Annotated in this window: 12 protein-coding genes and 1 pseudogene; 9 read left to right on the forward strand and 4 right to left on the reverse strand. The window is 59.0% G+C overall.

Annotated elements, in window-relative coordinates; translation table 11 throughout:
* Together VNM72_03625 and VNM72_03630 are read right to left on the reverse strand one after the other, a co-directional pair.
* On the reverse strand, nt 1-1,723 hold a 1,723-nt coding region (locus VNM72_03625; protein ID HXF04488.1), incomplete at its 3' end, for a sialidase family protein.
* Nucleotides 1,724-1,807: 84 nt separating this feature from the next.
* Entirely contained in the window at nt 1,808-3,073 is a 1,266-nt protein-coding gene (locus VNM72_03630; protein ID HXF04489.1) for a glycosyltransferase family 4 protein, read from the reverse strand.
* Nucleotides 3,074-3,696: 623 nt separating this feature from the next.
* Here VNM72_03630 and VNM72_03635 point away from each other — a divergent pair.
* The gene (locus tag VNM72_03635) at nt 3,697-4,893 is read left to right on the forward strand and encodes a Tad domain-containing protein (GenBank protein ID HXF04490.1); all 1,197 of its coding nucleotides are present in this window, start codon (nt 3,697-3,699) and stop codon (nt 4,891-4,893) included.
* A 51-nt stretch (nt 4,894-4,944) separates the two neighbouring features.
* Here VNM72_03635 and larB read toward each other — a convergent pair whose 3' ends face one another.
* Entirely contained in the window at nt 4,945-5,703 is a 759-nt protein-coding gene (larB, locus tag VNM72_03640) for a nickel pincer cofactor biosynthesis protein LarB (protein HXF04491.1), read from the reverse strand.
* Nucleotides 5,704-5,950: 247 nt separating this feature from the next.
* Here larB and VNM72_03645 point away from each other — a divergent pair, with 247 nt between their 5' ends.
* The 6 genes and pseudogenes from VNM72_03645 (at nt 5,951) to VNM72_03670 (ending at nt 13,444) form a co-directional block, all read left to right on the forward strand.
* A complete protein-coding gene (locus VNM72_03645; GenBank protein ID HXF04492.1) occupies nt 5,951-6,892 on the forward strand; it encodes a tetratricopeptide repeat protein in 942 nt (313 codons plus the stop codon).
* Between the two features lie 886 nt (nt 6,893-7,778).
* Nucleotides 7,779-8,048, forward strand: a pseudogene (locus tag VNM72_03650) (CHAT domain-containing protein).
* Nucleotides 8,049-8,104: 56 nt separating this feature from the next.
* On the forward strand, nt 8,105-8,689 hold the full coding sequence (locus tag VNM72_03655; protein ID HXF04493.1) for a CHAT domain-containing protein: 585 nt from the start codon (nt 8,105-8,107) through the stop codon (nt 8,687-8,689).
* Complete coding sequence (locus tag VNM72_03660; GenBank protein HXF04494.1) at nt 8,690-9,574, forward strand: sigma-70 family RNA polymerase sigma factor; 885 nt, start codon at nt 8,690-8,692, stop codon at nt 9,572-9,574.
* A 785-nt stretch (nt 9,575-10,359) separates the two neighbouring features.
* Entirely contained in the window at nt 10,360-10,506 is a 147-nt protein-coding gene (locus tag VNM72_03665) for a hypothetical protein (GenBank protein ID HXF04495.1), read from the forward strand.
* A 463-nt stretch (nt 10,507-10,969) separates the two neighbouring features.
* Nucleotides 10,970-13,444, forward strand: a complete 2,475-nt coding sequence (locus VNM72_03670) for a right-handed parallel beta-helix repeat-containing protein (protein ID HXF04496.1) — start codon at nt 10,970-10,972, stop codon at nt 13,442-13,444.
* Nucleotides 13,445-13,502: 58 nt separating this feature from the next.
* Here the strand turns inward: VNM72_03670 and VNM72_03675 are convergent, their stop codons facing one another.
* Nucleotides 13,503-13,652, reverse strand: coding sequence for a hypothetical protein (locus VNM72_03675; GenBank protein HXF04497.1), 150 nt, complete (start codon nt 13,650-13,652; stop codon nt 13,503-13,505).
* Between the two features lie 284 nt (nt 13,653-13,936).
* On the opposite strand from VNM72_03675, the gene VNM72_03680 reads away from it, so the two are divergent.
* Both VNM72_03680 and VNM72_03685 read left to right on the forward strand, forming a co-directional pair.
* The gene (locus VNM72_03680; GenBank protein ID HXF04498.1) at nt 13,937-14,272 is read left to right on the forward strand and encodes a nucleotidyltransferase domain-containing protein; all 336 of its coding nucleotides are present in this window, start codon (nt 13,937-13,939) and stop codon (nt 14,270-14,272) included.
* The gene (locus tag VNM72_03685; protein ID HXF04499.1) at nt 14,256-14,663 is read left to right on the forward strand and encodes a HEPN domain-containing protein; all 408 of its coding nucleotides are present in this window, start codon (nt 14,256-14,258) and stop codon (nt 14,661-14,663) included. Before VNM72_03680 ends, VNM72_03685 begins: the two co-directional genes overlap by 17 nt.
* The last annotated feature ends 3 nt before the right edge of the window (nt 14,664-14,666 follow it).

The raw sequence follows: 14,666 nt of genomic DNA on the forward strand, positions 1-14,666 counted from the left end.
TCTTATCAATTCCTGAATCGGCGACGGTGATCGTCCTGGCCGCATCACGGGTTCGCCGAAGAGCAAGATTCTGACCGGAGAGCGCCCAATCGGTATCCGGACGCGTGGAGGAAATGGCCGTGTCCGCCCCATCTCCGCCACGAATCCATCGCCAGGCCATGTCCCCCTGCCACACTTCCGTCCCATTATCCTGGCTTCCTGCCAGAGCGAGAACTCCATCGGGGTGAATCGAACCCTCGTAAAACTGGGTGATGGCCAGCGTGGTATTGTGATGCTCCCAGGTCTCACCTCCATCCTCGGTGCTCCAGACGCCTCCATCGTTGCCCACGATTAATCGGCGACCGGCCCAGGCCATGGCGTGCTGGTCCACGTGAATCCCCCTCAACGGATCCCCAACCGTCTTGCTCACTTCGGTCCAGCGGACCCCGTCATACTTCCACAGGGGAATGCCTCCGGCATAGAGGATATCGGGATTGCTCGGATCCACGCTCAGTTCGTGATCAAACCAGCACTGATCGCTGGCAGTTCGGAAGGCCGGATCCCAGCCGCAATAGCCATGCAGACCCGACCCATCGTCCGTTGCTTCGACCCCAATGGCGGTCCATGTCGGCTTCTCATCCCACGCATTGGAGGTACGCCAGAGGCCGAGCAATCCTCCATCGGCGCGAACTCCGTCAACGGCGTCCTGAACGCTGATGTAGAGCGTATTGGGATCTGAGGGGGCCAGAGCGAGTTCGATGCGCCCCACGCCACCTCGAATTTCCTTCCATGGCCCGTTAATTTGCGTCCACGTTTGACCCGCATCGGTAGAACGATAGAGACCGTTGGCCGAACTTCCGAAAGGACTTCCCAGAGCGGCAAACTGACGCTGGAACGTTCGAGGATCAATCTCCACGTCCGTTGCCAGGCCGCTCAATCGCACCGTCCACGTGAGACCTCCGTCCGTTGAAGTCATGATACCCGTAGGGGGAATCTGAGGGGGGCGGTCACGTCCACGACCGGCAATCCCTATAGCGGTTGCGATGGTCAGGCGATTGGCATCGAGCGGATCAACCTTTATATCACTAAAACTGACGCGAGCGAGGGCAGATGGTGCGACAAGCTGCCACGTCGTTCCACCATCAGTGGATTTCAGGAGCCCCGCTCCGGCAAAAGATGATGCAGCAAACACGGCCGTTCCCGTTCCCACGTAGATGATGTGGGGATCGCTCGGAGCAAAAGCGATCGCTCCGATGGCGAGCGCCGGTTGATCGTCCGTGAGCGGCTCCCAGCTCGTTCCGGCATCGCGCGTTTGCCAGACGCCCCCTTGCGCTCCTCCGACGAGCCATCGAGCAGGATTGCCGGGATCAACGGCCACGGCCGTGACGCGCCCGCTCATGGGCCGGGCGTTTCCCCGGGCTCCCACCTGTCCGCCGAGGATCGGGGCCGGACCGATGCTGATCCACCGGTTCTCCTCCTGAGCGAGAGCAAAGGAGACATCGGCACGATGCGCCGCCTTCCACTGCTCGATCTGGCGGAAGGCACGAAGTTCTGCTCCTTCGGGAATGTATCCCAGCGGATACGCGCGCTGCCAGAATACCCACCACCACGGACCAAATGGCTCGCTCTTCATCAGGCGAGCGAACTGCCAGGGCTCGAATAACGGTTCTTGCCCGCGACTGCCAGAGGTCAAAAACGCAATCGCGAGGACAAAGGCCAAAATCGTTTTGATGCGCGCCACCATCTGGCGTCCCTCTCCTCGTGAAACCCTCGCGGGCATTTTAAGAGAACCCTCACGCGACCGCAAGAAAATGGGACACAAGCCACTTCACCGCTGAGCCGAGATCATCACATCGAGTAACCGGTGGAGATGGCCTTCCGGGCTGAAGCGCTCGGCCACCAGCGACCGGGCGCGCGCTGACATCCTCTGGAAGAGATCATCGTCCGTCACCAAGCGTTCGATCTTTTCGGCTAACTGCCGCACATTTCTGGGTTCGACGAGAAACCCCACCTCACCGTCAGCAAGCCATTCCGGGATGGCTCCGACTCCAAAAGCAACTACCGGTGCGCCCTCGGCCATTGCTTCGATCCCAACCCGACCGAAGGGCTCAGGCCAGAGCGAGGGCATGACCAGAACCCGCGCCCAACGATAGAGCTGTTTCACCTCTCGTCGGTCGAGCCACCCGGGAAAGTCAACGTTATGATGCAAGCCAAGTTCCTTCGATTTCCGCTGAAGCCTCGCTCGTTCGGGTCCGTCGCCAATGAAGATGGCCCGAACCAGAGCCTTCACGTGCGCTAATGCATCGAGCAGATAGTCTGCTCCCTTGTAGTCGTACATTCGTCCGCAGAAGAGAACGATGGGAACTGCGTCGGAGCGGAAGAGAGGCACCGCCGCTCCATCAGATGGTCGGCGAGCCTCGTCCTCCGCACGGTCTGAGGAAAAAAAGAGCGGATTCACGACGATCTTCTCTGCCGGGATGCCGACGGCCTCCAGTTCTCGTTTCATGTACTCGCTGGCCACCAGGATCCGACGCAAGTGCTGAGTCGCACTTATCCACCGCCGGGTCAGCCAACTGTTGCTCAAGATCGTCCACGGACGACGACTGCCACAGCCGTGACGAAAGGGAGCGATCAGGCAGTACGGTCCAAACGGACGGTGACAGGGCACATGACCCTTGGCATAAAACTTCCCGCGGCCGGGACAGACGAACCGGCTTGGAACGTGAACGAACTGCACCGTCGGGCGTACAGTGCAGAAAAACTCCAGGACATCGGGACTCTCAATGTGATGGACGAGAATCGCATCGGGAGAAAGCGCTTCGACGAGCTGGCGCAACCGATGGCGCTCACGCACACCCAGATGCGGTCGCAACAGATCAGGACAGAAAACCCTCCGCCGCGTGAGGGGGCAACAGTCGCCGAGAAGGCGTTGCGGGCGAGATTCCCCGCCGCTCGGGCTTTCGTGCGGTGAAGCGATCCCGTAGACCTGAATCACTTCGATGCCAGCACTCTCCAGTAAATCGGACAAATCGGCCATATAGGACTCCACTCCACCGACCATCACTCCATGATCGTTGACCTGAACAAGCCTCATCTCAACACCCCACCCCCTCCACGCCAAGGATGTACCGACTCTTGAAAATATGCCCCTCCCATACAGATGTTCACATCACGGACGCTTCTACGTTCGGAGAGTATAAACCACTCATTCACCAGCCAGCCATGAGTACGGGTAGAAAACGGGCGCTTCTCCGTCCTCAAGAGGTCCTTCCGGCCAGAGCCATCACCGACACACACGGCTGATATGCGCCTTCGAACCGAAGCACGCGACCGGACGCCGGCCCGGCGAGAGGATAAATAATCGTGGTTCTGGAGGTGTCTTCAACAGCAAACCAAACAAGGCACGTCTTTGGAAGTGAACCCATCAAGCGTCCGGTAGAGGGCATCTTCAACGCAACCCTGACAATGCCTCAATCTCCAACTAAGGTCAAATTTGGCCCATGTCTCAAAGGTGGAAAAGTTCCGTTCCGGGCTTTTCGCCGATGAAATCAGGGGGCGGATGGGTTGGGCCAGGAGCCCGTTTCGCATCCCTATGACCGGTAACAGGATGCTGTGTTCAACGAGGGCGTGTTGGAACACCAGGAGGATCAACTGGCACAGAAGTTGCACTGTCTTTGCGGGGAGCGCAGACAGTAGCCCAGACAATGGGGGAGGATTATGGATAAGGCAAAGAGAAATCGAGGTACGATCCTTGCCATGCTGGCTGCTGGAGCGGTGACGGTTATGGGGGCCGCCGCGCTGGCCATTGATGTCGGTTATCTTTACGTCTTCAAGGGGCAATTGCAGAATGCCGTTGACGCGGCTGCGCTGGCAGGCGCTCAGGGACTGCTCGCGCAGCCGGGCGATCATTCTCCCAACGGACAGGCCATGCGCCTGGCCATGGAATATGCCGCCAAAAACATTGTGGGCAACGAGCCCCTCAGCCTCTCCACCGACGAGATCACGTTTCCGGAACGATCGGTCATCAAGGTGGAGGCCACGCGACCGGCTCCGACATTCTTCGGCGTCGTGTTTGGTCTGAGACAGGTCCGGGTGCGTGCTGTCGCGGTCGCTCGCGCAGCCCCCGCCACCGGCGGAAGCTACGGATGGCGTCCCTTCATGCCGCCCGATCAATTTGCGCACGGATCCACCTGCGTGACACCATTCGATGAGGACCATGGACCCTTCGACCCTCAACCCCATGTCTGGAATGGGATCCGCGACAGGGACTACTATCGTTCACCTTACGACGCGAGCTTCGAAAACGTTGACCTGAGCGGGTACACGGATTGTTCCTACGGCTCGCCGACGGGCTTTATTGCTCCCCGCGACGTTAACGGGCGACCCGTCGAGTTGAAATCCGACAATCCCCGATTTCCCGGTAATTTTTACGCTGTCGCCTTCGACGGTCGCGGAGCTAACGACTATCGGGATCACATTGCTAACGGGTGGAACGGGACGCTTTCGGTTGGAGACTACGTGACGACGGAACCGGGGAATATGGTCGGGCCGACGCGTCAGGGCATCCAGGAGCTGATCGCTAAAGATCCCTCGGCGCGACTCGTGCGCGGAGCTACCGGCTGGTACGTTCGCAGCGATCTCTATCCGATCAATGAGAGCCCACGCATCGTCCCTATTCCTCTTTTCGACCCGACGAGCCCGCCCGGTGGGGGACGAACAACCCTTCGGGTGTCAAACATCGGTGCGTTCTTCATCACCGGCACTGACGGGAGATCGGTATTCGGCTATTTCATCACTCGACGACTTCCGGCAGCCAGATCCGGTCGTGCGCCGGAAAATAGCTCCACGCAATCAACAGGAGGGGCCGGGCGATTGTTGGGAACCGTTCAACTGGATGATCCCTCTCGCTATTGAACTTTCTCTCGCTATGGAGACAAGAAAGCGGCACTCCGCTTGCTCTCACGCTCAAGCCACCGGGCGAGAACGATTGATGAGACTGGCAACGACACCCGCGCCGAAGCCGTTGTCAATATTGACGACCACGACATTCGCGGCACAACTATTGAGCATTCCCAGAAGCGCCGCCAGCCCGCGAAAACTCGCGCCGTAGCCCGTGCTGACGGGCACGGCGATGACCGGCACGGCCACCAGTCCCGCGACGACGCTCGGCAATGCGCCCTCCATCCCGGCAGCACAAACGATCACTCGCGCGGCCTGAAGCCGATCCCACACGCCAAAGAGCCGGTGGATTCCTGCCACGCCGACATCGAAGATCCGTTCCACGCGCGCACCCATCGTTTCCGCCGTCACCGCCGCTTCTTCGGCGACGGGAATATCCGCCGTTCCCGCCGAGACCACGAGGACCAATCCTTCGGGGGCTTCCTCCCGTCGGCGGTTGATGGTGATCAATCGCGGGACCGGATGATAAACGGCGTCGGGAGCGATAGCTCGAACGGCGCCGTACGCCTCCTCCGTTGTGCGCGTGACCAGAGCCGTCGGACTCTGCCGGAGCAGCCGGGCCACAATTTCGGCGATCTGCTCGGGCGTCTTCCCTTCTCCGAAAACGACCTCGGGGAATCCCTGGCGGAGATGGCGGTGATGATCAATTCGGGCGTAGCCGAGATCCTCATAAGGGAGGGTCCTCAGCCGCTCGATTATCTCATCCAGCCCGACATCTCCCTCTTTAAAAGCCAGAAGTAACGCTCGCAAGTCCTTCTCGTTCATGACAGGCTATTGTAGCCTGACCCACCACCCACTGACGAGCAACAAGTGCCGCTGCACGAAAGTCTCGGCTCGGGAGTGTACTGATTGAACACGTCCCCGGCCACTCAGGGACTTTTTTCATTTTTTGGTCTCTCTCCCCAAAGGGAGACATGCACGGTTTATCCGACCTTCACGAGACCTACGAATGATAGCGAGCAAGAGTTTGACTTCTCTGCCGCGTCGCCCATAATTTGGTGACGGGTGTTCGATGAAAAGAGCGGTGAAGCCCATATTCGTTCTTCCCCTCGCTCAGGCAGGCGTATGGGCGCAAAGCTATCTGGAATCTCCACCAGCCTCCGGTCAGGCACCGACTGAATCCATCAGGGCACGTGTGAACGAAGCAGCGACCCTGCTGAAGCGCCACGCTCCGGCCGACGCTTTGAAGCCCTTGCAAGCGTTGCTCGTGGAAGTGGGATCAACGGGTGACCGCACGGTGCTCGTGGAGGTGCTCTTTCACACGGGCACGGGTTATTTTCAGCATAACGATTATCAGCAATCGCTCAAGCATTACCAGCGTGCCCTTGAACCGAGCCGGGCGCTGCACAATCGGTTCTTTGAGGCTGAAACCTCGCGTGGTATCGCCCAGGTCTATAAAAACATCGGCGCCTATGCCGATTCGCTCAACTCTAGTGAGCGAGCTTTAGCCGTTTACTACGCCTCAGGCGATAGGCAGGTAGTGGCGCGGACGTGGGTAACGATGGGCAGCGTGTGGGACCTGATGGGAGACTACCGCCAAGCCTTAGAGTACTCCCGGAAAGCCCAACCGGTGTTCGAGGAGTTAAAAGATTCCACCCTTTACCGCTCACTCAATGAAATCGGCGTTACCCTGAAGAATCTTGGCCGGTATCGAGAAGCGCTCGATTCCTACGCGCTTGCCCTCGAAGGAAGCCGTGGAGCCAATGATAAATATTTCCAAGCGGTCATACTCAACAACATCAGAGTCGCCTACGAGCCGCTGGGACAGGATGAACGTGCGATCGAGTCTTATGATCAATCGCTGGCACTGGCGCGCGAAATGGGCGAGCGACGGGGTCAAAGCATTCTGCTTAACAATCTCGGCGAGTCGTACAAAGCCTTGGGCGATAACTGGCGCGCTCGACTATCTCCAGAGGGGACTTCAGACCGCGCGCCAAATCGGCAGCCGCCATAGCGAAGGCCTCACATTGAAAACCCCGGGTGATGTTCATCGGCTGCTTGGTGACGTGAAGAAAGCGCGAGCGCACTACGAGCAAGCCCTGAAGCTACAGCGAGAGATCGAGGCCAAGACTCAGGAGGGTTCAACGCTTGCAGCACTGGCGGATGTCGGCTTGCAAGAAGGTGATGCGCCAACAGCACGAGGATTGAGTCGGCAGGCGCTGATGCTCGCTGAGGAAACTGGCAATCCAGAACCTCGGTGGAATGCCCAGTTGCCGCTGGCGCGCGCCGGTCGCCCCCGCAATCAAGCGGAGGAGGCGCTCGCGCATCTGCGGGCAAGCGTCGAGACGATCAACAGTATTCGACTGCGCGTCCTGACAGACATGAGTAAGATTGGTTATCTCGACGCGCGGCAGGCGGCCTTTCACGAACTCGCCGATCTTCTGCATGAGCAAGGGCGAGCGGTGGAGGCCTTAGAAGTGGCCGAGGCCGCCCGCAGCCGTGCTCTCACTGATCTTCTGGCGGCCCGGCAGATTAAGGCGAAACCGGCGGACGCGGCTCGGTTGCCCGAGATTCGTCAGATGGAAGCCCGCCTGCGGGCACAGGCGGGAATGAATCCGCTCGATGTAGCGGTTCGTATGGAGCTAGCACAAAAACGCGCGGCCGCTGAGAATGAATTGACCCGTCGCGTCCGTTCTCTACAAGACGAACGAGGTGAGCTGACCAGCCTGATCGTAGCCGAGCCGCTCTCCTTCCCGCAAATCCGAGCTGTCATCGAGCGCCTTCACGCAACGATGGTTGAGTATTTTGTCACCGAGAAGCAGCTTTTCATCTGGGTGATCAAGCCGTCAGCGGAGATCAAGAATGTCGTCGTGAGAATCGGGCGTGAGCCGTTACGGCAGATGGTGCGTGGTCTCCATGTGCAGCTCCATGACGTTGACGCGGCGACGCTTCGCCACCTGCGGCCGGTGCAGGCGCGGCTTGCGGAAATTCATCGCCTGACGGTTGCGCCCGTGGTTGCCGATTTGCCCCGTGATCCTCAAGAGCTGGTTTACGTCACTCCTCACGGTGTGCTGTTTCTGATTCCTTTCGCCACAGTGAAAGACGAACGCGGTCGCTACTTGATCGAGAAACACACGCTGGTATCGGTCCCCTCCATCAGCGTGTTACGTTACACGACGGAGAAGAAGCGGTGGGTCGTCTCCCCAACCGGCCGCACCTGCTGGTCGTGGCCGATCCACACCTGCCGGAGAATGCCGCCCTCGACGAGCTTCCCGGTGCGCGCACGGAAGAGCCACAGATTAGTCGTCTCTTTCCTCGGGCGCGAACGTCGGTACCTGTGGGCAGGACGGCAAGCGAGTCGAACGTGAAACGTCTCAGCCCGGGCCAATCCATCTTGCACTTCGCCGTTCGCGGACTGATCTATGACGATCGTTCCTGGGAATCAGCGTTGCTTCTCTCCGATGGTGATGGAGAGAGTGGATGGCTGAAAGTCAGCGAAGCGTTCGGCCTCGATTTGCATGCGGCTCTGACGGTGCTGAGCGGCTGTTCGACCGGACTGGGCAAACTCTCGGGCGATGGGATCATTGGTCTGACGCGGGCGTTCCTCTACGCTGGGATGACCTCGCCGGGGGTCAGCCGTTGGGGTGTGAGTGACAGGGTCACCACCTATCTGATGGAACGATTATACGAGGGCCTGGGTCGTCGGCTCAACAAAGCTCAAGCGCTGCGAGCGGCAGAGCGGGCGACGTTCCGACGGGTCCGCCATCTGGCACTCTGGGCGGCGTTCGAGCTTGTCGGCGAAGCGAGATAGATGAAAGCCAAAGGCACGAAGACACGGAGCGGATCGCTGAGAATGGCCACCGAGACTCAATTCATCGCTTCCGAGCAGTTGCGACAGAAGGTGCGGCGCGTCCTGGAGGAAGCCATCCGCGTGGGCCGTTTTGCGTTCGCTCCGGCAGAGCTTCTGGAGCACGTGCTCGTGATTGCTGAGAAGCGCCTGGGGCACGAAGCACACAATGAGAACGCCGTATTGAAATTCATCGAGCGCCTTCAACTTGATGAACTCTATCTGGCGCAAGCCTGCGGCCGGGGAGAGGAGGTGGCGTGGGAGGAGTTCGCCCGTGCGCATTTCGCATTCATCGAGGAGTTCGCGCGCCGCTCGATGCCCGGCTCAGCCGAAGCTGAAGACCTGGCGCAGCAGATCGTCGCCGATCTTTGGCAGCACGGCAAGATCAGGACGTACGAAGGATTGAGCACTCTACGCACGTGGCTTGGTACGGTGATCGCTCACGCCGCTGTGAATGCGATCAAAAGCGCGAAACCGATAGCTTCCATCCAGAATGATACGCCGCATGAGCTGGAAAAGCATCACACGGTGACACCGGATGAGGATGCTTCATCGCGGAAGCTCGTCGTTGAGGCAGTCAAGCGAACCATCGAGGGCCTGGCACCGAAATACAAACTGTTGCTGCTGCTCTACTATGAACAGGGTCTCACGCTGCGAGAGATGGCGGCGGTGTATCATGTCACCGAAGCCAGCGTCAGTCGGCAACTGAAGGCGCTGCGCGAGCGAATTCGTCAGAGCGTGCAGGCAAAGATCAAACGCGAATTTGGATTGAGTTTCCCCGCCGCGCAGGAATTGATGGCCCATCTGCCTGCGGATCTGGATTTTGATCTCAAGAGCGTGCTGAAATGATAGAAAAAGGTAACTGCTCATCCCACGGAAGACTCGAAGCACGCCCAAAATGATGGAAGGATGAAGGGCGGAGAGAGAACCAGCCCCTCCTTCACCTTTTTCTCCCTTTGGTTTCGTGTTTTTGGCGTATTTCGTGGGCATGGCTGAGGCGTTTAAAAAGGGGTAGAAAAACAGGCGGGCGGTGTCTAAACAGTGGGACGGCCCCTTGCTGTGGAAGGGTCTCACAAGCTGTTCCTCAGGAGAGGCGATAATCAACAGAACAACCACGGCTCAGCCGGACGAAAATGAGATGGCCGCCCTCGTCGAAGGCGCACGGATCGGCACTGCGCGTAGTCAGGTCGAATCGCATATGGCCGGTTGCCAGGAGTGCCAGTCCGTAGTGGCCGAATACTTGCGAGCTGCCTCACAATGGAGCCGACCCTTCAGCCGGCGGCGGGGAAAGGGGAAACCGCACTCCGGCTCTTTGGTCTGAGTCCTCGGTGGCGACCGGCCTGGGCACTGCTCCGCGTTGCGGGCTTGATCGGGGCCATCACAGCGACGACACTTATGCTGGTGGAGAAATCCGGCCCAGCGCCTGAAGCTACCTGGACGTCGCCATCCTCCGCTCCCTCGGCCGGTCATGCACTGTCGAAACCTCCTCGACCAGGCGAAGTCCAGGCGCCTGCAGTCACTCCGCGTGAGGTGGAGCACCAAAAGCCGAGCCAGGTCCGCGTCGAACACCCGGAGTCCCCGAACCGGATGAAACTCTGCGTGTGCGGCGCGGGGCCCGGAAAATTGTCGGGAATATGGAATTCCGGTTCCAAAACGATGTCCGGATTGACACGGAATACGAACCGGCTCGTGAACTCCCGCTCGTCGAGGTCAAAAAGAGCCCTGTTTACAATGAACTCCTCGCCGCAAACCCGGCTCGTTACGTCGAAGTCGGTCCCTAGCTGATCGTCGTCTTTGAGGAGAAGGCGTACATGTTCACCCCATAACCAAAATTATCCGCTCACTCTTTGCCTCGTTGTGGCTCAATTGTTGCTCCTCCGATAATCCCTGGGAGCGCACGCCTCCGGCGTGCTGGTCGAGTCCGCCGTCAACGGACGCGTCCCGATTTTCCTCGTGCGTGGTGAACGCCGGTTCATGAGGGGTGCGGTCCCCAAAACTGGGGAGTGGTATCCGTGGTCACCCTCACCGCACCCCCCCTCTCCCCCGCGAGAGGGAGAGGGGTTCGGGGTGAGGCCTAATGACCGGAGGCTCAGCCAGAACCCACTTTACGGAACCACGCCGGTTCATGAGTGATTCCCCCGAAAAACCCGCGTAAGAAGGATCGGTTTCCACTGTCTAAGTTATGAGGGTCTCGAAAGAGCCCCGTCGCAGCAAAGGTACGATTCGTATCAAAAAGGAGATGTTATGAGACGACGAATTTTCATGATCGTTGGTGTTGTTTTTTCCCTGGCCTCGGTGTGGGCTCCGAGGCTCGGGACGACGGCGGCTGTTCAGCCCCGAACGCTGACGGTTTCGCAGACGACGGGCGCGGCGGATTTCACCTCGATTCAAGCCGCCATCAACGCCGCGAGTCCAGGAGACACGGTCGAGATCATTGATAGCGGCGTTTACTCAGAGAGCCTGACGATCCCCTCAAACAAGAACGGGCTGACGCTCCGGGCCCGAGAGGGACAAACGCCCACGCTCACCGCCACATCGAGTTCCATCATTCGCGTCTTTGGTGCTGAGAATGTCATCATTCGCGGCTTGATCATCATGGGTGGAACTGGCGATGGTCTGACGACACCCGGAGCGGTCAAGAACCTGATGATTCAGGACTGTCGGTTCGAGGCGATCCCCGGCACAGCGATTGTGTTGAACAACGATGATACAGCGACAATCCGAACGTGCAGGCTTGAGAATCTCGGTGGCTCCGGCATCGACCTGTCCTTTGGTGCATCGGCAACTATAGCCGGAAATGAATTTCGCGGTGGCCCGATGAATGGAGAGTTCTCCGATGGCATCCAGCTCACGGGCGCCTCTGCTGACATTCTGAGCAATAGGTTTATCAACATCGGGCGACTCTCCATCGGAACGTTCCCCCAGAGCGAGAGTGCCATCACGCGCACCAGCATCATCCGGATCATCAATAATCTGATCGTCAGGAGCGGTACGACCATTCCCGAAGGTGGTGACGGGATGCAGATTGTGGGATCAACCAACACCATCAATCAATTCACCATTGTCAACAACACAGTTGTCAACAGCGCTCGCTTCGGAATCGGTTTCGGGTTTGGGGATGCGCAAAGCCGAGCGCTGCTGGCTAACACCATCGTGACAGAATCAGGGGGATCGAGCGACCTGGCCATTTACTCAAACTTTAGCTCAAGCCTCACGGCCAGGCAAACGACCATTGGCCACTGCCTTATTGGCCAAGAGACCAGGTTCAATTCCATCGGTCGCAACGGGAATATCACCGGCGATCCCGGGTTTCTCGATCCGGTCAACGACAATTACCGATTGCAGGAAAGCTCGCCAGCGATTGATAAGGGCGACAACCCGGCCATCCAGGAGTTCACGACCGATCTGGATGGGAGACAACGTATTGTTGATGGGGAGGGCAATGGGACAGCCACAGTTGACATCGGCGCTTATGAATTTCAGGTGGCTGGCATGAGATGCTCGCTCCGACCCGCGATGGCGACGAATCCGGTGGGCTCCAGCCATACGGTGACGGCGACCGTGGTCCAAGATGGGAACCCGGTCTCCGGCGCGCCCGTCACCTCCAGGGTTATCAACGGGCCCAACACGGGTGCGAGCGGTTCCGCAATGACCGACACCATGGGACAAGCGTCGTTTACCTACGTGAGCAATGGAATGGCGGGGACCGATACCATTCAGGCCAGCGGCTCGGTCAATGATGCTCAATTCGCTTGCACGGCGACCGTTGTCTGGGCACCGCCAGTGCCACCGATTCAGTATGGCCAGACGATCACCGCCTCCATTGAGGCCCCAGGCGAAACAGACACGTACAGTTTTCGGGCAGAAGCGGGCGATGTGGTGCGGGTGCGAATGAGTCGCGCTTCGGGGAGCTTGAATCCGAGGATTCAATTGCTCGATGCGAACCAAAGGCCGGTTCGAGAAGCGTCGGGCTTCGATAACGTGATGCTTGACATGCCGCTTGAGGCAGGCGGCAGCTTTTTCCTTTCTGTCGGTGACGACAATGGACGTGAGACGGGCGGCTACGGGATTAGCTTGCAACGCTTGAATGACCCGGTCGGGGCGACATCACTGACGTTCGGTCAGAATCTCACAGCTTCCATCAATGTCGCCGCCGAACTGGATGCTTACAGCTTCATGGCCAATGCCGGCGATATGGTGCGCGTTCGCATGAGCCGGTCATCGGGGTCGCTCAACCCGATGATCGAACTCTTCGATTCCACCGGTGTGCGGTTGGCGCAGGTCTCCGGCTTTGATGCTGCCATTCTCGATAAGACCCTCAACTCCAGCGGAACGTACTCCCTCCTGCTGAGCGATGACAATGGACGCGAGACGGGCGGCTACGGGATTAGCTTACAACGCTTGAATGACCCGGTCGGGGCGACTCCGCTGAATTTTGGCCAGACGACCACGGCCACCATCACTGCGGCGGCGGAGATAGATGCCTACACATTCGACGGCAGGGCGGGCCAGACGGTCACCATTCGGATGCAGCGCACGTCCGGCAGCCTTAACCCGCTCATTGAGCTGTTCAATGCCGCCGGGACACGGCTTCAACAGGCCAGCGCGTTTAATGATGTTACCCTGACCCTGACGTTGCCGACGACGGGACGGTTCACGATTCTGGTCAGCGATGATAACGGGCGAGAGACGGGGAACTATCAACTGAGCCTGAACTGAGAACAACCGCGTGAACAAAAATCACAAAAACCCGTGGAGGCGGACGCATCTTGCGTAACTAATCGGGAAGGGGCCAATCCTCCGAGCCGGAGGAGTTATTCATGGCGTTGGCTGCGGCTTCCGGGGAAACGATGAAGCCCGTGAGGGTCCGCTTCCAGCGGGCCCGGCGTTGAAAGCCACTGACTCGACCGGAGGCATCCGCTCCCATCCATTCTCCGGGGAGAAAGCAAGGCCTAGGACTGCCGCGAGTCGAAGCAGCGATGCCCCAGGTCATCAGTCCGGATGACAACAACCCGTTTCCAGAGGCGAAGCGGATTCCCGGTGCAGGCTGCGCCTGTAACCTCAGGAACTCGGCTTCCGACGACCAGGGGCAAGCACCTGCTTCCCCTCATCTAGCCAGCCGAATTGGGTGGCCAGAGGTGCATTCCCTTCGCTCACACTCGCGGGGCTCTCCTTGATTCTCGTTACGATTCCTGAAAGAATTGCCCCCTGATGCTGGAGCCATTAGACCGGGAGACAACCGATCGTTTTCTGGGCGCGGTCGTTCAGGCGCTGAAAGCCTGCAACCCAGAGAAGATCATTCTCTGCGGGTCCGTTTCTCGAGGAGAGGCCGACGAGTTCAGCGATTTCAATCCGGTCATCATCAAGAAGCCCGAGAAGCGAATCGTCCAAGGGTTGGTTGAGGCGGCTCACTATGTGAAGTGGCTGCCGGCCGTTGACCTCTCCGTTTACACCCCTGAGGAATTTCGGGCCATGATCGAGGAGGAGAATCCTTTTATCGAGCGGGTTCAACGAGAAGGACATGTCCTTTATGAAAAATCGGACTGAAGCTGCTCGGCGGTGGTTCGAGCAAGATGTCCACAGTCTGGCAGTCACACGGGTTCACGTGGAAAAGGGGTTCTGGTCGGATGCCTGCTTTAGGGCCGAGCAACCCGCCCAGACAGCACTCCAGGTGTTCCTTTATGGTCAGGACCTGCGGTACATTCCCGTTGACTCAATTGCCGAACTGGCGACCGGGGCCGCTTCGATTGATGTGGCGCTTGCACCGGTCGTTGAGTGGGGGGGGAACCTGCTCGACAAATATTCCATCCCTGCGAGGTATCCCGATGCGCTGGCTCCTCCGGCGGGACCCTACAAATCGTTCACCGAAGAGGAGGTGCGGCCGGCGCTCGACTATGCCGAACAGATCATCGCTCTGGTGCAGCCCCGGCTTCCCTGAGAT

This window comes from Blastocatellia bacterium, from assembly GCA_035573895.1.
Lineage (GTDB): Bacteria > Acidobacteriota > Blastocatellia > HR10 > HR10 > DATLZR01.